Source organism: Pseudomonas sp. VD-NE ins (assembly GCF_031882575.1).
In the GTDB taxonomy this organism is placed as follows: Bacteria; Pseudomonadota; Gammaproteobacteria; order Pseudomonadales; family Pseudomonadaceae; genus Aquipseudomonas; species Aquipseudomonas fluorescens_BZ.
Window position 1 is genome coordinate 6520386 of record NZ_CP134772.1, and the last position, 19454, is coordinate 6539839.

Below are 19454 nucleotides of genomic sequence, written 5' to 3' on the forward strand. Positions count from 1 at the left end.
TTGCTTAAAGCGACGAGTATTTCTTGCGCAGACGCTGACGAATCAGTTCTGCCAGGGTGTTCATGACGAAGGTGAACAACAGCAGCACCAGCGCCGAGAGGAACAGCACGCGGTAGTGGCTGCCGCCGACTTCCGACTCGGGCATTTCCACCGCGACGTTGGCGGCCAGGGTGCGCAGGCCTTCGAACAGGTTCATTTCCATGACCGGGGTGTTACCGGTGGCCATCAGCACGATCATGGTTTCGCCGACCGCACGGCCCATGCCGATCATCAGCGCCGAGAAGATCCCCGGACTAGCAGTCAGGATCACCACGCGAGTCATGGTCTGCCACGGCGTGGCACCCAGCGCCAGCGAGCCAAGGGTCAGGCCGCGCGGCACACTGAACACGGCGTCTTCAGCGATCGAGTAGATGTTCGGGATCACCGCAAAGCCCATGGCCAGACCGACCACCAGAGCGTTGCGCTGGTCATAGGTGATGCCCAGGTCGTGGGAGATCCACATGCGCATGTCACCGCCGAAGAACCAGTTCTCCATGAACGGGCTCATGTACAGCGACAGCCAGCCCACGAACAGGATCACCGGAATCAGCAGCGCACTTTCCCAACCGTCCGGGACTTTCAGGCGGATCGATTCAGGCAGGCGGCTGAAGGTGAAACCGGCGACCAGAATGCCGATCGGCAGCAACATCAACAGGCTGAAGATGCCCGGCAGATGCCCTTCGACATACGGCGCGAGGAACAGGCCGGCGAAGAAACCGAGGATCACCGTCGGCATCGCTTCCATCAGCTCGATCACCGGTTTGACCTTGCGGCGCATGCCCGGAGCCATGAAGTAGGCGGTGTAGATCGCCGCAGCAACGGCCAGTGGCGCCGCCAGCAACATTGCGTAGAACGCAGCTTTCAGGGTGCCGAAGGTCAGTGGCGAGAGGCTCAGTTTCGGTTCGAAATCGGTGTTGGCCGCAGTCGATTGCCAGACGTATTTAGGCTCGTCGTAGTTCTCGTACCAGACCTTGCTCCACAGCGCGCTCCAGGATACTTCCGGGTGCGGGTTGTCGAGCAGCAACGGTTGCAGCTTGCCGTCGGCTTCGACGATCACACGGTTTGCGCGTGGCGACAGACCGAACAGGCCTTGGCCTTCTACCACTTGATCGACCAGCAAGGTGCGGTGCGCGGTGCTGTGGAACACGCCGAGCTTGCCGCTGGCATCCAGAGCAAGGAAGCCCTTGCGACGCTCTTCGGCAGTAATTTCAACGATCGGCGTGGTGCCCATCTGGAAGGTACGAATCTGCTTCAGGCGTAGCTCGCCATCGGTGTCTCGGGCCATGAACCATTGGGCCAGACCACCCTTGGAGTCGCCGACGATCAGCGAGATACCACCGACCAGTTGTGTGGTCGCGGTGACTTCGGCGTCAGCGTTTTCCAGCAGTTTGTAGCGACCGTTGAGGCTCTTGTCGCGCAGGCTGAAGACGTCGGCCTGAGCGCGACCGTTGACCACGTACAGCCACTGTTGGCGCGGGTCGACGAAGATGTTTTTCACCGGCTCGGTCATCTGCGGCAGATCGATACGCTTCTGCTCGTTGGTGACTTCACCGGTCATCATGTTTTCTTCGCTGGTCAGCGACAGCACATTGAGTTGCGACCCGGTCGAACCGACCAGCATCAGCGTCGTGTCGGTGGCATTCAGGCTGACATGCTCCAGCGCGCCGCCGGCTTCGTTCAGCGCGATCGGTGCCTCACCATATGGATACTCGATGGCCGGGCTGATGGTTTTCTTGCCATCGGGGTAGCTGACTTTATAGGTGTGGCGGAACACCAGCGCCTGACCGTTGGACAGGCCCACGGCTACCAGCGGATGGCCCGGCTGGTCTTCACCAATGGAGGTCACGGTGGCACCGGCAGGCACCGGCAGATCGACGCGCTTCAGCTCAGCGCCACTGTCGATATCAAAGAACAATGCCTGGCCCTTGTCGGAAACGCGCATGGCCACCTGATTCTGCTCTTCGAGCGAAATCATCAGCGGCTTGCCGGCATCCTGCATCCAGGCTGGGGTGATCGAGTCTTTCGCGGTCAGGTCGGCACCCTGGAACAGCGGCGCAACCACGTAGGCGAGGAAGAAGAAGATCAGGGTGATGGCTGCCAGCACCGCGAGACCGCCAACGAGGACGTACCAGCGGGTGAAGCGATCCTTGAGCGCGCGAATGCGGCGCTTGCGTTGCAGCTCAGGCGTATTGAAATCAATGCGCTTGGGAGGATTAGTAGTCATGTGGGAATTGGCCAGATCATTCATGCGCTCACCCTAGCGATCCTGTATGACAGAAAGATGACAATGCAGTGACGCAGCAAATCCACCGCCAGCGGGACTGGCAGAGGATCAAAAATTTGAGGTGTGTAAAAGGCCGGTCTGCGCGCAGATCCGGCCTTTTACCTGAGTCCGGTGGGGTTCACCCCGGACTCAATTTGTTACTTTTTTGCGACTTCAGCGCCGCCTTCCTGCAGACCCAGGTCAGCCAGTGCTTTTGCAGCAACCTTGGCTGGCAGTGGGATGTAGCCGTCTTTCACTACCACTTCCTGGCCCTGCTTCGACAGCACCAGTTTCACGAACTCAGCTTCCAGCGGAGCCAGAGGCTTGTTCGGGGCTTTGTTGACGTACACGTAGAGGAAACGCGACAGCGGGTATTTGCCGTTCAGGGCGTTTTCTTCGGTGTCTTCGATGAAGTCAGTGCTGCCCTTCTTCGACAGCGCAACGGTTTTCACGCTAGCGGTTTTGTAGCCGATGCCCGAGTAACCGATGCCGTTCAGCGAGGAGCTGATCGACTGCACAACCGACGCCGAACCTGGTTGTTCGTTGACGTTCGGTTTGTAGTCGCCTTTGCACAGGGCTTCTTCTTTGAAGTAGCCGTAGGTGCCGGATACCGAGTTACGACCGAACAGTTGTACTGGCTTGTTGGCCAGGTCGCCGGTCACGCCCAGGTCGCCCCAGGTTTTCACGTCGGCTTTGGCGCCGCACAGACGGGTCGACGAGAAGATCGCATCAACCTGTTCCATGGTCAGATGCTGGATCGGGTTGTCCTTGTGTACGAAAACGGCCAGGGCATCCACGGCAACCGGGATAGCGGTTGGCTTGTAGCCGTACTTCTGCTCGAAGGCCGCCAGTTCGGTGTCCTTCATCTTGCGGCTCATCGGGCCCAGGTTGGAGGTGCCTTCAGTCAGCGCAGGTGGCGCAGTGGCGGAGCCAGCGGCCTGAATCTGGATGTTGACGTTCGGGTATTCTTTTTTGTAGTTCTCAGCCCAGAGGGTCATGAGGTTGGCCAGGGTATCGGAGCCGACGCTGGACAGGTTGCCCGACACACCAGTGGTCTTGGTGTAGCTCGGGATAGCAGGGTCAACAGCGGCGAACGCGTTGGCAGTCGCAACGCCAGCAGCGACAAAAGTCATTGCCGCCATCAAACGCTTCAGTTTCATGCCTTACTCCTAGCAGATAGGGTGTGTTAAGTCGGGGCCAAGTATCAGCAGGCCGTGTGAACACTCTATGGCTGAAATATGACAATTGGATGAAAGGCCAGCATCCGGGTTTTTTACTGGATGATTCGTGGTGCCCCCATTCGCGAGCAGGCTCGCTCCCACAGTTGAAATGCATTCCAAATGTGGGAGCGAGCCTGCTCGCGAAGGCGCCGGGACTATTGAGGGAGATTTCGGATCAGCGCCCCTTCTTCCAGAGCCATGCTCCCACCAGAATCCCCATCGCGCACAGCACCGCCACATAGTAGGCAGGCCCCATCGCGCTTTCTTTCAGCAGCAGGCTCACCACCATCGGCGTCAAACCACCAAAGATCGCGTAAGCGACGTTGTACGAGAACGACAACCCGCTGAAGCGCACCACCGGCGGAAATGCTTTAACCATCACATACGGCACCGCACCAATCGTGCCGACCAGAAAACCGGTCAGCGCGTACAGCGGAAACAACCAGTTCGGGTGATCGGCGAGGCTGTGATAGAAGGTCCAGGAGCTGATCAGCAAGCCCAGGCAACCAAATACGAACACACGACCGGCACCGAAGCGATCCGCCAGCGCGCCGGAAATGATGCAGCCGACGCTCAGGAACACGATCGCCAGGCTGTTCGATTGCAACGACTCGGTCGGCGTGAAGTGATAGACCGTTTGCAGCACGGTCGGGGTCATCAGGATCACCACAACGATCCCGGCCGACAGCAACCAGGTCAGCAGCATCGAGATCGCAATCGCGCCGCGATGGTCACGCAGCACTGCGCGCAACGGCACTTCTTCAGCCAAGGCTTTACGCAGTTGCAGTTCGGCAAATACCGGGGTTTCGTGCAGCCAACGGCGCAGGTAGACCGAGAACAGGCCGAACACGCCGCCCAGCAGGAACGGGATCCGCCAGGCGTAATCGGATACTTCCGCCGGCGTATAGATGCTGTTGATCGCCGTGGCCACCAGCGAGCCGAGCAAAATACCGGCGGTCAGGCCGCTGGTGAGGGTGCCACAGGCATAACCCATGTGCTTTTGCGGTACGTGTTCGGAAACGAAGACCCAGGCGCCCGGTACTTCGCCGCCAATCGCCGCGCCCTGAATCACCCGCATCAATAGAAGCAGGATCGGCGCCCACATGCCGATCTGTGCATACGTTGGCAGCAGGCCCATGATCAGGGTCGGCACGGCCATCATGAAAATGCTCAGGGTGAACATCTTCTTGCGCCCCAGCAGATCGCCGAAGTGCGCCATGACGATGCCGCCCAACGGGCGCGCGAGGTAGCCGGCGGCGAAGATGCCGAAGGTCTGCATCAGGCGCAGCCACTCGGGCATGTCGGCCGGGAAGAACAACTTGCCGACCACGGTGGCGAAGAAAACGAAGATGATGAAATCGTAGAATTCCAGCGCACCGCCAAGGGCGGACAGCGACAGAGTCTTGTAGTCATTGCGGGTCAACGGTCGTGCGGGTTGCTCGGGCTGCGCGAGGCTCGAAGGCGCTGTGGTCATGGCAAGGGCTTCTCTTATAGTCGGATCTGCCGCCACAACAACGCTGGCGGTGGCTTGGGCAGGTTCGGCACCATAGCAAATTGTTCGAAAAAGCACATAGAGGCGCGTATTTGACGGTCGAAATGAGAACCGGATGGTCGTCGTGGAGTCTACCGACCGATATACTCGCAACCTGCTCCGGTTTGTAGGGGTTGCTGTGCGAAAACGTCGTTGGCCCGACCTTTGCTCGGGATTAGCCGGTTTCGCAGAGTTTCTCCTTAGGCGCCTGATGGAAAACGTGACGAACGTAGTAGGTTCGGTGCTGAATCGTTTTTCCCGAAGACGGCTACCACCAGCAGTACCAACGAAGAGTCACGGGTCAGAGGCACCCCCGGCATGATAGAGCTCGAACAAGAAGATCCGATCCCGCAAGGCGACCTGGCCTTGCAAATCACCGCACTTCCACGCGAAACCAATGGCTTTGGCGATATTTTCGGCGGCTGGCTGGTGGCACAGATGGATTTGGCCGGCACCGCAATGGCCAGCCGCGTCGCTGGTGGCCGCGTTGCCACGGTTGCCATCGATCGCATGGCGTTTCTCGTGCCGGTCGCTGTCGGCGCGCAATTGTCCTTTTATACCCAGACCCTGGAAATCGGCCGCAGCTCGATCCAGATGATGGTTGAAGTGTGGAGCGACGACCCGCTGTCCAGCGAGTGGCGTAAAGTGACCGAAGCGGTATTCGTCTTCGTCGCCATCGACGGCAGCGGTCGCACCCGCTCGGTTCCGCCACGCGCGCGCTAAACCTCGTGGCCGTTTGACGGTCGATAGTGGTCCTTGTTACTGATCGAGAGCTGTCCCATGAACACGCCCAACGTTGAAGCGGTGAAACTGGATGAACTGAACTGCTGGCGCATCCGCCATGGTCAGGCCGAAGTGCTGGTGGCCCAGCAAGGCGCGCACATCCTCAGTTACCAGATCGATGGCCAGCCGCCGATCATCTGGCTCAACGACAAGGCCGTGTTCAAGACAGGCCAGAGCATCCGTGCCGGTGTGCCGGTGTGCTGGCCGTGGTTCGGCAAGTTCGAACGCAACCCGCAGAACGTGCAGGCCATGTACACCGGTGAGCAACCGGCACCCGCGCACGGTCTGGTGCGGGCGATGGATTGGGAGCTGGGCGGCATCGAATCAGAGGCTGAAGGTGTCAAGGTCGAATTCAAGCTGCCCTACCCCGAAGGTGGCCTGCCGGGCTGGCCGCATCAGGTCGATCTGACCCTGACCCTGCATTTGTCCGAGCAACTGAGTTTCAGCCTGACCAGCCATAACCATGGCAGTGACACCGTCAGCCTGAGTCAGGCACTGCACACGTATTTCGCGGTCAGTGATGTGCGCAATGTGCAGGTCGATGGCGTGGATGGTTTGAACTACATCGAGACGCTGGATGACTGGAAGACCAACAGCCAGCAAGGCGATCTGCATTTTGCCGGTGAGACCGACCGTATCTATCTCGACGCTCCACCACAACTGAGCATTGTCGATCCGGCCTGGGAACGGCGCATTGTGCTGACGGCTACGGGCTCACGCACGGCGGTGATCTGGAACCCGTGGATCGACCGCGCGGCAGCGCTGGCGGATATGGATAACGATGGCTGGCAGCGCATGTTGTGCATCGAGACGGCGAATGTGATGGATGACATCGTGAGCCTGGCGCCGGGCGCGAGCCACACCATGGGCGTCAGTGTCGCCCGCGAACCGCACTAACCAGCACTGCAATACAAAATGTGGGAGCGAGCCTGCTCGCGAAGGCGTTGTATCAGTCAACATTCAAATGACTGATACACCGCTTTCGCGAGCAGGCTCGCTCCCTAAGTTGTTTGGTGGTGATTGTTAGAGATCGGACTCCTGCACCACCCGCACTTTGTCCGCCTCCAGCGCATACGCCGCGTCAGCCAGATCATTGCTGACCTTCTCGACCTTCAGCGTGCCGGTCACCCACAGCGGCGTGTAGATATCGTCCAGCTTCAAACCCTTCGGATAGCGCACCAGCACCAGTTGATTCGGTGGCGGTGGCGGCACGTGGATGCAGGCGCCCGGGTAAGGCACGAGGAAGAACAGCGTGCTGCGGCCCTTGGCGTCGGACTCCAGCGGCACCGGATAACCACCGATGCGGATGTGCTTGTCGTTCATCGACGCCACGGTTTTGGTCGAATACATCACCGCCGGCAGACCTTTGGCCTGCTTCATCCCGCCCTTCTCGGTAAAGGTGCCGGTGGCTTCCGGGGAGTTGTGATCGATTTCAGGCATGGCCTCAAGGGCCTTTTGGTCCGACTTGGGCATCAGTTCGAGCCAGTCGGTTTCCGGCAGTTCGCCGGCGTGGGCCAAACCGCTGCCCAGGAAAAGGAGAGTCAACAGAAGACGGCGCATGAAAGTGCTCGGTATAGAAAGGAAGGAACGCTGAATCGCCGAGCATTCTAGCCCTCCCGGCCACATTGGCAGAGAGGGCTTTGTCGCTTTGGATCAGTTCTTTTTGATCAGGCCGTAGATAACCAGCAACACGATCGCGCCGACCAGTGCGCCGATGAAGCCTGCGCCCTGACCTGCCTGATAGATGCCCAAGGCCTGGCCGCCGTAAGTGGCCGCCAGCGAACCGCCGATACCGAGCAGGATGGTCATGATCCAGCCCATGCTGTCATCGCCCGGTTTCAGGAACCGCGCCAGCAGGCCGACGATCAAGCCGATAAAGATGGTTCCGATAATTCCCATGGCAATTCCCTCTCAGTAGTAGATATGCGAAGCCTAGTCAGACTTTGGCATCCTGCCATGAGAGAACGGCGGCCCCTGAATGGTTCCGCCGCTGCCACATGAAACTGTCGTTACTCGGCGATCAGCGCTTCGACCTTGACGATCTGCGCCTGCAGCGTGGCCATGTCTGCGCAGCGCAGGTTGGCGTGACCGACCTTGCGTCCGGCCTTGAAGGCCTTACCGTAGTGATGCAGATGGCAGTCTTCGATGGCGATGACCTTCTCAACCGGCGGCACAACGCCGATGAAGTTGAGCATCGCGCTCTCGCCAACCTTGGCGGTCGAACCCAGCGGCAGGCCAGCCACGGCGCGCAGGTGGTTTTCGAACTGGCTGCATTCAGCGCCTTCAGTGGTCCAGTGCCCGGAGTTGTGCACGCGCGGGGCGATTTCGTTGGCCTTGAGGCCACCGTCGACCTCAAAGAACTCGAACGCCATCACACCCACATAGTCGAGCTGCTTGAGCACACGGCTCGAGTAGTCTTCAGCCAAGGATTGCAATGGGTGATCGGTGCTGGCAACGGACAGCTTGAGGATGCCGCTGTCGTGGGTGTTGTGTACCAGCGGATAGAACTTGGTTTCGCCATCGCGGGCACGCACGGCGATCAGCGAGACTTCGCCGGTGAACGGCACGAAGCCTTCCAGCAGGCAGGCAACGCTGCCCAGCTCGGCGAAAGTGCCGACCACGTCTTCCGGCTTGCGCAGGACTTTCTGGCCCTTGCCGTCGTAACCCAGGGTGCGGGTTTTCAGCACGGCCGGCAGACCGATCGAGGCAACGGCGGCATCCAGATCGGCTTGCGACTGAATGTCGGCGAAGGCCGGGGTCGGAATGCCCAGATCCTTGAACATGCTCTTTTCAAACCAGCGATCGCGAGCGATGCGCAGGGCTTCGGCGCTCGGATAAACCGGTACGAATTGCGAGAGGAATGCCACGGTTTCGGCCGGGACGCTTTCGAACTCGAAGGTCACCAGATCGACTTCATCGGCCAATTGACGGAGATGATCCTGATCGCCGTAATCGGCCCGCAGGTGTTCGCCCAGCGCGGCCGCACAGGCATCCGGCGCAGGGTCGAGGAAAGCGAAGTTCATGCCCAGCGGGGTGCCCGCCAGGGCCAACATGCGACCCAACTGGCCGCCACCGATTACACCGATCTTCATCTCAACAACCTCAGGCAATACGTGGGTCTGGATTGTCCAGGACGCTGTCTGTCTGCTCGGCACGGAAGGTTTTCAGTACCGCGTGGAACTGTGGATGTTTGGCGCCAAGGATGCTCGCCGACAGCAGTGCGGCGTTGATCGCGCCGGCTTTACCGATAGCGAGAGTGGCGACCGGAATGCCGGCCGGCATCTGCACGATCGACAGCAGCGAGTCGACGCCCGAGAGCATGGCCGACTGCACGGGCACACCCAGTACCGGCAGGTGGGTCTTGGCCGCACACATGCCTGGCAAGTGGGCTGCGCCACCGGCGCCGGCGATAATCACCTCGATGCCGCGGCTTTCAGCCTCTTCGGCGTACTGGAACAGCAGATCCGGGGTACGGTGGGCAGAGACCACTTTGACCTCGTACGGGATGCCGAGCTTTTCCAGCATATCGGCGGTGTGGCTAAGGGTGGACCAATCGGACTTGGAGCCCATGATCACGCCAACCAGTGCACTCATCGTCGCGCCTCTTCTCTCTGGAGCGCCCGCAGGCGCGTCATAAAACAACAAGCCACGCAGGTTGCGTGGCTTGATTGTACGAAAAATGGCCGGACGTGCCGGCCGAAGGCCGCGCAGTATACCGCAAAGAAAGCAATAAACAGCCCCCCGCGCGACCATCTGTCATCTGCTGCAAATGCCCGGTTTTATTGACCTGAAGGTCAGTCATAAACAATCATCCGGCACCAGGTGCAAAGCCATGTGTGAATGGATCAGCAAACAGGAAATTTAAAGAGCCGAATTATCTGCCGCTCAATTTACCGCAAACTTAAGTACAACCGTCCGGCCAAACTCTTACTCCCGCGAAATGTGACGCAATGCTGTGCAATACATATCAAGTTGTCAGAGCTGGCCACGTTGCAATAGGTTGAATCGCGCAATTCTTAACCCATCTGAAAACCACCAACATCAAGGAAATCAAGGATGACTTCCCTTCAGGAAACCCAAAAAAAAGACATTAGAATTGTCGCGATTCTTCATAACGACATTCCGCAGTCAAAACGCAAGACTCTTTATGCCGATTATTTCCAGCCCCTCGTGAAGGAACTGGAAAGCTTCACCGGGCGAAAAGTCGACGTGATTTTCAAAACCGGTGAGCCCCACAGCAGTTTCTACTACAAACGCGACCCCGTGGAGGCCATGGAGCTTTGGATCCCTTTCTGCAACAGACTCATGGAGATAATGGAGGAAGAGGAGGGTTATGATTTTGATGATGAGTTGACCAAGTTTATCCTGGTCACCAACAACGCTCTTGATGGAGGGACCTATGGCGTGGCCAGCATGGATCTCTCACCGACAACCGGCACTGCTGCAATTGCATCCCTGGAAACTTATTCGTGCATAGGTCACGAAATAGGTCACCTGTTGGGCGCCACACATGACGATTCAGAAATTCTGTTCAACGGTTGGTTCGCTGAAACTTACGTAGTACCACAGCGCAACAACCTGAGATCCAATTCTTATACTTTCAGCTCTGCCAATCGACAAAACATCCTGAATTATCTGGCCGATAAAGATTGACCGTTAACCTGCCCGCCGGCAGAGACGATCGATTATCGCCTCTGCCTTCAGAATTCAAAGATTGGCGTTCGCCGCACCACCTTCAAGTTTTCGCCACAGCAGGCGGACGTTGGCCTTGCGCACCAAGGCGCAGCGATACAGGCGAATCTCCAGCGGCACATGCCACTGCGGGCCGCCACACACCACCAGTTCGCCACGGGCCAACTCCGCCCGCACGCTCAGTTGCGGAACCCAGGCAATGCCCAAGCCTTCCAGCGCCATGCTTTTCAGGCTGTCGGCCATGGCGGTTTCGTAGATCGTCGTGAAGCGCAGCTGACGCTGACGCAGCAAGCCATTCACCGAACGACCGAGAAACGCCCCGGCGCTATACGCCAGCAACGGCACACTCGCCTCGCCTTCCAGATCGAACAGCGGCTTGCCCTCCGCATCCGCCGCGCACACAGGCAACATCTCGGTCTGGCCCAAATGCAGTGACGGGAAGATCTCCGGGTCCATCTGCATCGCCGCGTCCGGGTCATAGAACGCCAGCATCAAGTCGCAACCGCCCTCACGCAACGCATGCACCGCGTCACCCACGTTGGTTGCCACCAGCCGCGTGGCGATGTTCAGCCCTTCATTACGCAACTGCGCGATCCAGCGCGGGAAAAAACCCAGCGCCAGCGAGTGCGCCGCAGCGACTTGCATCACTTCGCCCTGCCCGCCTTCCAGATGATGAAGATGGCGCAGCACTTCACCGAGCTGTTCGACCACCGTGCGTGCGGTCACCAGAAACAGCTGCCCCGCCGCCGTCAGCTCGATCGGCGTGCGCGAGCGGTTGACCAAAGTCAGCCCCAGCGCAGCCTCCAGACTGCGGATCCGCCGGCTGAACGCCGGCTGGGTCACGAAGCGCCGTTCGGCCGCCTGCGAAAAGCTGCGGGTGGCGGCCAGAGCACTGAAGTCCTCGAGCCATTTGCTTTCCAGATTCATCACGTCCTCCCGGACACGCACCAAAACAGGTCACACGTCTGCCGCGCACGCGGCGTCACACGGGCATTATGCCGAATGTGCATAGGGCAGTGCTGAACAGCATTGGCCCAAAATTTCCCACAAGCCTAGCATTCGCAGCGTTCCGGCACAGACCGGGTCCATATCGAGATGATTTCTATCATGTCCTCCGCTGCATCTTTCCGCACAGAAAATGACCTGCTTGGCGCCCTCGAAGTACCGGCTCAAGCGTATTACGGCATCCAGACCCTGCGAGCGGTGAACAACTTCCGTCTCTCCGGCGTTCCGATTTCGCATTACCCGAAACTGGTTGTCGGTCTGGCAATGGTCAAACAGGCCGCTGCTGACGCCAACCGCGAGTTGGGTCATCTGAGCGAAGCCAAGCACGCTGCCATCAGCGAAGCCTGTGCCCGATTGATCCGCGGTGATTTCCACGAAGAGTTCGTGGTCGACATGATTCAAGGTGGCGCCGGTACTTCCACTAACATGAACGCCAACGAAGTGATCGCCAACGTTGCTCTGGAAGCAATGGGTCACCAGAAAGGCGAGTACCAGTACCTGCACCCGAACGACGACGTCAACATGGCGCAGTCGACCAACGACGCTTACCCGACGGCAATCCGCCTGGGTCTGCTGCTCGGTCACGACACCCTGCTGGCCAGCCTCGACAGCCTGATTCAGGCGTTCGCAGCCAAGGGCAAAGAATTCGATCACGTCCTGAAAATGGGCCGTACCCAGCTGCAAGACGCCGTGCCGATGACCCTCGGCCAGGAATTCCGTGCCTTCGCCACCACCATGGGCGAAGACCTGGCCCGTCTGAAGACGCTGGCCCCGGAACTGCTGACTGAAGTGAACCTGGGCGGCACCGCGATCGGCACCGGCATCAACGCTGACCCGCGTTATCAAGCGCTGGCGGTACAGCGTCTGGCCCTGATCAGCGGTCAACCGCTGGTTCCGGCGGCCGACCTGATCGAAGCGACTTCCGACATGGGCGCCTTCGTGCTGTTCTCCGGCATGCTCAAGCGCACCGCGGTCAAGCTGTCGAAGATCTGCAATGACCTGCGCCTGCTGTCCAGCGGTCCGCGCACCGGCATCAACGAAATCAATCTGCCGGCGCGTCAGCCAGGCAGCTCGATCATGCCCGGCAAGGTCAACCCGGTGATCCCGGAAGCCGTTAACCAGGTGGCGTTCCAGGTCATCGGTAACGATCTGGCACTGACCATGGCAGCCGAAGGCGGCCAACTGCAGCTGAACGTGATGGAGCCACTGATCGCCTTCAAGATCTTCGACTCGATCCGCCTGCTGCAACGCGCCATGGACATGCTGCGCGAGCACTGCATCGTCGGCATCACTGCCAACGAAGCACGCTGCCGTGAACTGGTCGAGCACTCGATCGGTCTGGTCACCGCACTGAACCCGTACATCGGCTACAAAAACGCCACCCGTATCGCCGGTCTCGCTCTGGAAAGCGGCCGCGGCGTACTGGAACTGGTGCGCGAAGAAGGTCTGCTCGACGAAGCCATGCTCGCCGACATCCTGCGCCCGGAAAACATGATTGCTCCGCGTCTGGTTCCGCTGAAAGCCTGAACCGACACGTAATTTGTAGCACCGCTCACCAGGTCGAGGGACTAGACACCTCTCACCTTTTGAGGGCTTGGGGATGATTCTCCAGGCCCTTTTTTTTAACTTTCTGACCCTGAGACCCGTATGTCTGGGGACTGCTCGCTCTCACAGAAGAGCAGTCCCTGCACAAGCCCGGCGCCGGTAACGCCGGGTGTTTCAAAGCCTCGTTTCGTCGCTTGCACCACGACTGTGCAGACGGGCGCGCCACTGATCGGTATAGTGCCGCCCCTCTTCGCATGAGCGGTCGTCGGTAACGAGGCCATAACCCATGTGAAACCCGAACTAATAACAAACCCGCGATATGGACCGGGACGAAATCTTCGCCTCACCCGTCGTGCCGCGCGCACACCGGTGTAACACGATATTTCTTCCATCCAGCATTTGCTCACACAATAAACAGCGAGGAAAAATCCATGCTCGAAGTCATTAACGACTTCCTCTCAGGGAAAGTACTGATCGTGCTCATTGTCGGGCTCGGTAGCTACTTCACGATTCGCTCGCGTTTCGTTCAATTGCGTCACTTCTTCCACATGTTCGCGGTGTTCCGCGACAGCCTCAAGGGCAGCGCCGGGCAACTCAGCTCGTTCCAGGCCCTGATGCTCAGCCTTGCCGGCCGCGTCGGCGCAGGCAACATCGCCGGTGTCGGCATCGCCGTGACCCTCGGTGGTCCGGGTGCAGTGTTCTGGATGTGGGTGACCGCACTGGTCGGCATGTCCAGCAGCTTCTTTGAATGTACGCTGGCCCAAGTCTACAAGCGCGCCGATGGCGACGGCCTGTACCGTGGCGGCCCGGCCTATTACATCCAGCACGGCCTTAAGTTGAAAGGCATGGCGGTGGTGTTTTCCGTCCTGCTGTTGGTTACCTACGGCTTCGCCTTCATTGGCCTGCAGTCCTACACCGTGACCCACTCGCTGCAGAACGCCTTTGAATTCAACCCACAACACACCGGTATCGTCCTGGCAGTGCTGCTGGCGATCACCTTCATCGGCGGCATCAAGCGCATCGCCTCGGTGTCCGACCTGCTGGTACCGATCAAGACCCTGGCCTACATCGGCGTGACCCTGTACGTGATCGGCACCCAGATCGAACACGTGCCAGCCATGCTGGAAACCATCTTCAAGAGCGCCTTCGGCCTCGACCCGGCCTTTGGCGGCCTGCTCGGCAGCGCCATCGTCATGGGCGTGAAGCGTGGCGTGTTCGCCAACGAAGCGGGCCTCGGCAGTGCGCCGAACGTCGCCGCCGTGGCTGCTGTGAAGCACCCGGGCGCTCAGGGCGTGGTTCAGGCTTTCAGCGTGTTCCTCGACACCTTCGTGATCTGCACCTGCACCGCGCTGCTGATCCTGCTGTCGGGCTTCTACACCCCGGGCTTCGAAGGTGACGGCATCGTCCTGACCCAGAACTCGCTGGCCGCTGTGGTCGGTGACTGGGGTCGCATGTTCGTCAGCGTCGCGCTGTCGCTGTTCGTCTTCACCTGCATCCTCTACAACTACTACCTGGGCGAAAACAGCCTGCAGTTCCTCACCCGCAACCGCGCCGCGCTGATGATTTTCCGCGGCCTGGTGCTGGCGCTGGTGGTATGGGGTTCGATGCAGGACCTGTCGACCGTGTTCGCCTTCGCCGACATCACCATGACCTGCCTGGCCTTCGTCAACCTGGTGGCTCTGGCCATGCTGTTCAAGGTCGGCATGCGCGTAATGCGCGACTACGACGGGCAGCGCCGCGCCGGCGTCAAACAGCCCGTGTTCGACTCCAGCAAGTTTGCCGATCTGGACCTGGACCTGAAGGCCTGGCCGGCCAACCCGTCTGCCGCTGCCGGCAAGACCGAAGCCGAGCCGCAAGGCGTGCCTGCAGCGCAACGCTGACAGGTGAATGACGGGCGCATCCCCTGCGCCCGTCAGTTATTGTGGTGCAATAACTTGTGGGAGTGAGCCTGCTCGCGATAGCTGTTTTTCAGCCAACACCAATGTTGAACGATGAACCGCCATCGCGAGCAGGCTGGCTCCTACAAGGACCTCATCCTTTCGGAGAATCCCCATGAATTCGTCGACCTACCCCGCCGCCCAACACGTCATGGTGCTCTACACCGGTGGCACCATCGGCATGCAGGCCAGCGCCAATGGTCTGGCCCCGGCGTCCGGTTTCGAAGCGCGGATGCGCGATTACCTGCACAGCCAGCCTGAGTTGGTGGTGCCGCAGTGGCGCTTTCGCGAGATGTCGCCGCTGATCGACAGCGCCAACATGACCCCGGCCTATTGGCAGCAACTGCGTGAAGCGGTGGTCGAGGCCGTGGATGTGCAAGGTTGCGACAGCGTGCTGATCCTGCACGGCACCGACACGCTGGCTTACAGCGCGGCGGCGATGAGCTTCCAGTTGTTGGGGCTGAATGCCCGCGTGTGCTTCACCGGTTCCATGCTGCCGGCCGGTGTTACCGACAGCGATGCCTGGGAAAACCTCGGTGGTGCGCTGGTTGCCCTCGGCCAAGGCCTGACGCCGGGCGTGCACCTGTACTTCCACGGCGAACTGCTGGCGCCGACCCGTTGCGCGAAAGTGCGCAGTTTTGGCCGTCATCCGTTCAAACGACTTGAGCGTCAGGGCGGCGGCGTGAAAGCGCCTTCGATTCCAGCGTCGCTGAACTACAACCAGCCGAAGCAACTGGCCAAGGTGGCCGTGCTGCCACTGTTCCCCGGCATCAGTGCCGAAGTGCTCGACGGCCTGCTCGACAGCGGCATTCAGGGTCTGGTGCTGGAGTGCTACGGCAGCGGCACCGGGCCGAGCGACAATCCGCAGTTCCTCGCCAGCCTCGGCCGTGCTCGCGATAACGACGTGGTGGTGGTTGCCGTGACGCAATGCCATGAAGGCGGGGTCGAACTGGATGTGTATGAGGCTGGCAGTCGTTTGCGCGGTGTTGGCGTGCTGTCCGGTGGTGGCATGACCCGTGAAGCGGCGTTCGGAAAGTTGCACGGGCTGCTCGGTGCAGGCCTTGAAACAGCTGAAGTCCGCCGTCTGATTGAACTCGACCTCTGCGGCGAGCTGATCAACCCTGAGGATTAAACCATCATCGTTATGGATTGAAATGACGAGCCGCTCTCATTGAACCTCAAAGACAGCGGCTCGCAACAACTATCAGTCTTCCCATACGTCGAAGATACCGCTCACTGCTTTGGTGATACCGGGCGGAACACTCGCACTGAATTGCGCCGTAAAACTTCCATAATATCTACCGCTGACGGGATCTTTCTTAATCTCTAACAACCTGCCGTCAGTATTCCAAGGAATTGATGCGCCATCAACATTATAGGAAACAAGTAGATGTCCGCCGGTATTACTCACTGATACGTAAACTCCTTCCCGTTCGCCAAAGGCTGCACTAACACCATTATTTTCTTCGATAAAGTAGAAAGCGATAAACTCTTTAGCGTCCTCGTCAACCTCCGCCTTCATCGTGCCGCGAATGGCTTTAGAACTCATAATTGTATTCCCTCACTCAAAAATTTAGACAGTTTTACTACCAAGTAAAACTCTATTGAACGGCAAACACTAAAACGAGAAGAACTTACAACGAATAACAACCCTACGATATACCTACACCGCGCACACCTGACAACTGTCAACATTGACAGTTGTCGACAACTAATTATCTGGCTTATTCTCGCGAGGCAAATCCAGTTTATTTAATGATCCCGGCGCAACAGCAAGATCTTCCTGCTCCCTGATCAGACTGCTGTCCGGCATGCACCTTGCTAACCTTCAATCAGGCCCCTGACCTGGAAGCACACATGCTCCACTCCCACCTCACCACCCTCAACGCCGTCTCGCTGATTCTCAACACCTTCAAGGCCGAAGGCCTGTCGAGCGAAGCGTTGCTGGCCGGCAGCGGCATCAGTGCGGCGGATCTCAGTCGTGCCGACACGCGCATCACCACCAATCAGGAGATGCAAGTCTGCGCCAACGCCGTCGCGCTCAAGCACGACATCGGCCTCGAACTGGGCCGGCGCATGCACGTTTCCTGCTACGGCATCCTCGGTTACGCCCTGCTCACCTGTGCCACCTTCGGTGACGCTTTACGTCTGGCCATCCGCTATCCGGCGCTGTTGGGAACACTTTTCGAGCTGAGTCTGGAAGACGATGGCGAGCGTGTCTGGTTTGTCGCGGCGGATTATCGCGAGAGCCCGGCGATGGCGGTGTTCAATGCCGAATTCTGCATGGTCTCACTGAAAGTGATTTGCGATGACTTGCTTGGACATTCATTGCCACTGCGCGCGACGCGATTCGAACACGCGGCGCCGGACTACCGCGACAGCTATGCCGAACACTTCAGCTCAGCGTTGCACTTCGCCGCCAAGGACAATGCGTTCGCCTTCGACCGGCATTGGCTCGATCAACCGCTGCCGCTGGCCGATGCCATTACGCATCAAGCCATGGCCGAACGTTGCCGCAAGCAGAACCTCGAATTCACCGGACGTCAGGCGTGGCTGGGGCGGATTCGTCAGTTGCTCAGTGCCCAACTGAATGCCGCGCCGGGGCTGGAAGGTCTGGCGCAACAGATGAAGTGCTCGCCGCGCACCCTGCGCCGGCATCTCAAGGACATGGGCAGCAGCTATCAGGAACTGCTCGATGAACTGCGCTTCGAGCGCGCCAAGCAGATGTTGTGTGAGGATCAATTGCCGATCTATCGCATTGCCGAAACGCTCGGGTTCAGCGAGACAGCCAGTTTCCGCCATGCGTTTGTGCGCTGGAGCGGTGTGGCGCCGAGTCAGTTCCGCCCGCACTGATATCACTCCTGCAGGGATTTTTATTTCAGCCCGGATCCCCGACATCAAGGGGCGAATTGCGGTCAGCATTTTTGGCCGTATCCATCCCCTTTTGGCCTTTCCTGCCGTTCTCCGATTCATCTCGCGCCGCAACACTGTGAGCAACCGAATCAGCCCTGCGGAGAACAACAAATGCTGACGATCTACTCAGACGATCACCACCTGCACCATGGCCGCTGCGAACTCATCGATGGCCAGCTCAAACCGTGCTTCGAGATGCCGTCGCGCGCCGACCACGTGCTGCAGCGCGTTAAAAACCAGAACCTCGGCCCAGTCGAAGTGCCGAAGGATTTCGGTCTGGAGCCAATCGCCCGCATCCACAGCCGCGAGTACCTCGACTTCTTCAAAGGTGCGTGGGCGCGCTGGACTGAATTCAACACCGACGGCGATCTGCTGCCCTACACCTGGCCGGCGCGTACCTTGCGTGCAATCAAACCGACCAGCCTGCACGGCCAGCTCGGCTATTACAGCTTCGATGGCGGCGCACCGATCACTGCCGGCACCTGGCAAGCAGCGTATAGCGCAGCGCAAGTGGCCTTGACCGCGCAAGCCGAAATCCAGCGCGGCGCGCGCAGTGCCTTTGCGTTGTGCCGGCCACCGGGACACCATGCTGCCAGCGACTTGATGGGCGGCTATTGCTACCTCAACAACGCCGCCATCGCCGCGCAGGCCTTCCTTGATCAGGGCCACAAGAAGGTCGCGATCCTCGACGTCGACTATCACCACGGCAACGGCACGCAGTCGATTTTCTACGAGCGCAGCGACGTGCTGTTCACCTCGATCCACGGCCATCCGGAAGCGGAATTCCCGTTCTTCCTCGGCTACGACGATGAGCGTGGCGAAGGGGCCGGGGAAGGCTTCAACTTCAACTATCCACTGCCCGCCGGCTCCGGCTGGGACGTCTGGAGTGCAGCGCTGGATCAGGCCTGCGACGAGATCGATCACTACGGCGCCGACGTCATCGTCGTGTCGCTCGGCGTCGACACGTTCAAGGATGACCCGATCTCGCAGTTCAAACTCGACAGCCCGGATTATCTGGCGATGGGCAAACGCATTGCCGCCCTTGGCAAACCGACGCTGTTCGTCATGGAGGGCGGTTATGCGGTGGAAGAAATCGGCATCAATGCGGTGAATGTGCTGGAAGGATTCGAGCAATAAACAGACTCGAAACGCACCTATCAAACCCGGACCCGCCCATGCGGGTCTTTTCAGCCGCAATATCCATGTACCGCACGGCCCCCGCAACCTGCCTCTATCTTGCCCGGAACCGCCGACCTTTCGGCGTCCCCATCAGAGCAGGAGTTGCCCATGCCCGAAATCCCCTCGCCCAGTGCCATCGACGTCTTGACCCAACTGGTGACTGGCCCTTCGATACGAGAAGTTGCTTCGAATACCTTGCGCACGGCGCTCAAGACGCTGTATCCGGATACGCCTATCGACCCGCAGTTGGCCATGGTCGTCAGACCGACCTGGGTCATTGAAGATGATCGCGTCATACCTGGTCGCCCTCAGATCGAATCGTTGACCGACACACTGGTGCGCCTGGG

17 protein-coding genes are annotated in these 19454 nt (G+C 59.4%); 8 read left to right on the forward strand and 9 right to left on the reverse strand.

The window, feature by feature from the left end; genetic code table 11:
- Positions 1-4 precede the first annotated feature (4 nt).
- The 3 genes from RMV17_RS29265 to RMV17_RS29275 all read right to left on the reverse strand — a co-directional run bounded on the left by RMV17_RS29265 (position 5) and on the right by RMV17_RS29275 (position 4996).
- The gene (locus tag RMV17_RS29265) at positions 5-2287 is read right to left on the reverse strand and encodes an ABC transporter permease subunit (protein WP_108224948.1); all 2283 of its coding nucleotides are present in this window, start codon (positions 2285-2287) and stop codon (positions 5-7) included.
- A 173-nt stretch (positions 2288-2460) separates the two neighbouring features.
- Complete coding sequence (locus RMV17_RS29270; protein WP_034152107.1) at positions 2461-3462, reverse strand: phosphate ABC transporter substrate-binding protein PstS; 1002 nt, start codon at positions 3460-3462, stop codon at positions 2461-2463.
- A 235-nt stretch (positions 3463-3697) separates the two neighbouring features.
- Positions 3698-4996, reverse strand: coding sequence for an MFS transporter (locus RMV17_RS29275; RefSeq protein ID WP_108224947.1), 1299 nt, complete (start codon positions 4994-4996; stop codon positions 3698-3700).
- Between the two features lie 375 nt (positions 4997-5371).
- On the opposite strand from RMV17_RS29275, the gene RMV17_RS29280 reads away from it, so the two are divergent.
- Both RMV17_RS29280 and RMV17_RS29285 read left to right on the forward strand, forming a co-directional pair.
- The gene (locus RMV17_RS29280) at positions 5372-5776 is read left to right on the forward strand and encodes an acyl-CoA thioesterase (protein WP_003229628.1); all 405 of its coding nucleotides are present in this window, start codon (positions 5372-5374) and stop codon (positions 5774-5776) included.
- Positions 5777-5833: 57 nt separating this feature from the next.
- Entirely contained in the window at positions 5834-6733 is a 900-nt protein-coding gene (locus RMV17_RS29285; RefSeq protein WP_311884422.1) for a D-hexose-6-phosphate mutarotase, read from the forward strand.
- Between the two features lie 126 nt (positions 6734-6859).
- Here RMV17_RS29285 and RMV17_RS29290 read toward each other — a convergent pair whose 3' ends face one another.
- The 4 genes from RMV17_RS29290 to purE form a co-directional block, all read right to left on the reverse strand.
- Positions 6860-7396: a DUF3299 domain-containing protein gene (locus RMV17_RS29290; protein WP_007920225.1), complete on the reverse strand. Its 537-nt coding sequence runs from the start codon at positions 7394-7396 to the stop codon at positions 6860-6862.
- A 93-nt stretch (positions 7397-7489) separates the two neighbouring features.
- Positions 7490-7735: a GlsB/YeaQ/YmgE family stress response membrane protein gene (locus RMV17_RS29295; RefSeq protein ID WP_003229635.1), complete on the reverse strand. Its 246-nt coding sequence runs from the start codon at positions 7733-7735 to the stop codon at positions 7490-7492.
- 110 nt (positions 7736-7845) lie between these two features.
- Positions 7846-8928: a 5-(carboxyamino)imidazole ribonucleotide synthase gene (locus RMV17_RS29300; RefSeq protein WP_311884425.1), complete on the reverse strand. Its 1083-nt coding sequence runs from the start codon at positions 8926-8928 to the stop codon at positions 7846-7848.
- Between the two features lie 10 nt (positions 8929-8938).
- Positions 8939-9430 (reverse strand): 5-(carboxyamino)imidazole ribonucleotide mutase, encoded by a 492-nt coding sequence (purE, locus tag RMV17_RS29305; RefSeq protein WP_007920220.1) that lies wholly within the window; start codon positions 9428-9430, stop codon positions 8939-8941.
- A gap of 462 nt (positions 9431-9892) precedes the next feature.
- Here purE and RMV17_RS29310 point away from each other — a divergent pair, with 462 nt between their 5' ends.
- Complete coding sequence (locus RMV17_RS29310) at positions 9893-10489, forward strand: reprolysin-like metallopeptidase (protein WP_311884427.1); 597 nt, start codon at positions 9893-9895, stop codon at positions 10487-10489.
- A gap of 54 nt (positions 10490-10543) precedes the next feature.
- On the opposite strand, the gene RMV17_RS29315 is transcribed toward RMV17_RS29310, so the two are convergent.
- Positions 10544-11455, reverse strand: a complete 912-nt coding sequence (locus RMV17_RS29315; RefSeq protein WP_034152111.1) for a LysR substrate-binding domain-containing protein — start codon at positions 11453-11455, stop codon at positions 10544-10546.
- 180 nt (positions 11456-11635) lie between these two features.
- Between RMV17_RS29315 and RMV17_RS29320 the strand changes: the two genes are divergently transcribed.
- From RMV17_RS29320 to RMV17_RS29330, 3 genes are all read left to right on the forward strand, one after another.
- Positions 11636-13060, forward strand: a complete 1425-nt coding sequence (locus tag RMV17_RS29320; RefSeq protein WP_034152112.1) for an aspartate ammonia-lyase — start codon at positions 11636-11638, stop codon at positions 13058-13060.
- A gap of 449 nt (positions 13061-13509) precedes the next feature.
- On the forward strand, positions 13510-14958 hold the full coding sequence (locus RMV17_RS29325) for an alanine/glycine:cation symporter family protein (RefSeq protein ID WP_311884430.1): 1449 nt from the start codon (positions 13510-13512) through the stop codon (positions 14956-14958).
- A 172-nt stretch (positions 14959-15130) separates the two neighbouring features.
- Positions 15131-16147 (forward strand): asparaginase, encoded by a 1017-nt coding sequence (locus RMV17_RS29330; protein WP_311884432.1) that lies wholly within the window; start codon positions 15131-15133, stop codon positions 16145-16147.
- Between the two features lie 72 nt (positions 16148-16219).
- On the opposite strand, the gene RMV17_RS29335 is transcribed toward RMV17_RS29330, so the two are convergent.
- Positions 16220-16564, reverse strand: a complete 345-nt coding sequence (locus tag RMV17_RS29335; protein ID WP_311884434.1) for a hypothetical protein — start codon at positions 16562-16564, stop codon at positions 16220-16222.
- Between the two features lie 308 nt (positions 16565-16872).
- Between RMV17_RS29335 and RMV17_RS29340 the strand changes: the two genes are divergently transcribed.
- Both RMV17_RS29340 and RMV17_RS29345 read left to right on the forward strand, forming a co-directional pair.
- Positions 16873-17868, forward strand: coding sequence for an AraC family transcriptional regulator (locus RMV17_RS29340; RefSeq protein ID WP_108224939.1), 996 nt, complete (start codon positions 16873-16875; stop codon positions 17866-17868).
- A 171-nt stretch (positions 17869-18039) separates the two neighbouring features.
- Positions 18040-19065, forward strand: a complete 1026-nt coding sequence (locus RMV17_RS29345) for a histone deacetylase family protein (RefSeq protein WP_034152117.1) — start codon at positions 18040-18042, stop codon at positions 19063-19065.
- Positions 19066-19454: the final 389 nt, after the last annotated feature.

Bases quoted from the DNA above. Each gene is read 5' to 3' on its own strand.
- RMV17_RS29300 (WP_311884425.1), bottom strand. From the start codon at position 8,928: ATGAAGATCGGTGTAATCGGTGGCGGCCAGTTGGGTCGCATGTTGGCC.
- RMV17_RS29275 (WP_108224947.1), bottom strand. From the start codon at position 4,996: ATGACCACAGCGCCTTCGAGCCTCGCGCAGCCCGAGCAACCCGCACGA.
- RMV17_RS29270 (WP_034152107.1), bottom strand. From the start codon at position 3,462: ATGAAACTGAAGCGTTTGATGGCGGCAATGACTTTTGTCGCTGCTGGC.
- RMV17_RS29320 (WP_034152112.1), top strand. From the start codon at position 11,636: ATGTCCTCCGCTGCATCTTTCCGCACAGAAAATGACCTGCTTGGCGCC.
- RMV17_RS29315 (WP_034152111.1), bottom strand. From the start codon at position 11,455: ATGAATCTGGAAAGCAAATGGCTCGAGGACTTCAGTGCTCTGGCCGCC.
- RMV17_RS29345 (WP_034152117.1), top strand. From the start codon at position 18,040: ATGCTGACGATCTACTCAGACGATCACCACCTGCACCATGGCCGCTGC.
- RMV17_RS29295 (WP_003229635.1), bottom strand. From the start codon at position 7,735: ATGGGAATTATCGGAACCATCTTTATCGGCTTGATCGTCGGCCTGCTG.
- RMV17_RS29310 (WP_311884427.1), top strand. From the start codon at position 9,893: ATGACTTCCCTTCAGGAAACCCAAAAAAAAGACATTAGAATTGTCGCG.
- RMV17_RS29335 (WP_311884434.1), bottom strand. From the start codon at position 16,564: ATGAGTTCTAAAGCCATTCGCGGCACGATGAAGGCGGAGGTTGACGAG.
- purE (WP_007920220.1), bottom strand. From the start codon at position 9,430: ATGAGTGCACTGGTTGGCGTGATCATGGGCTCCAAGTCCGATTGGTCC.
- RMV17_RS29285 (WP_311884422.1), top strand. From the start codon at position 5,834: ATGAACACGCCCAACGTTGAAGCGGTGAAACTGGATGAACTGAACTGC.
- RMV17_RS29290 (WP_007920225.1), bottom strand. From the start codon at position 7,396: ATGCGCCGTCTTCTGTTGACTCTCCTTTTCCTGGGCAGCGGTTTGGCC.
- RMV17_RS29265 (WP_108224948.1), bottom strand. From the start codon at position 2,287: ATGAATGATCTGGCCAATTCCCACATGACTACTAATCCTCCCAAGCGC.
- RMV17_RS29330 (WP_311884432.1), top strand. From the start codon at position 15,131: ATGAATTCGTCGACCTACCCCGCCGCCCAACACGTCATGGTGCTCTAC.
- RMV17_RS29280 (WP_003229628.1), top strand. From the start codon at position 5,372: ATGATAGAGCTCGAACAAGAAGATCCGATCCCGCAAGGCGACCTGGCC.
- RMV17_RS29325 (WP_311884430.1), top strand. From the start codon at position 13,510: ATGCTCGAAGTCATTAACGACTTCCTCTCAGGGAAAGTACTGATCGTG.
- RMV17_RS29340 (WP_108224939.1), top strand. From the start codon at position 16,873: ATGCTCCACTCCCACCTCACCACCCTCAACGCCGTCTCGCTGATTCTC.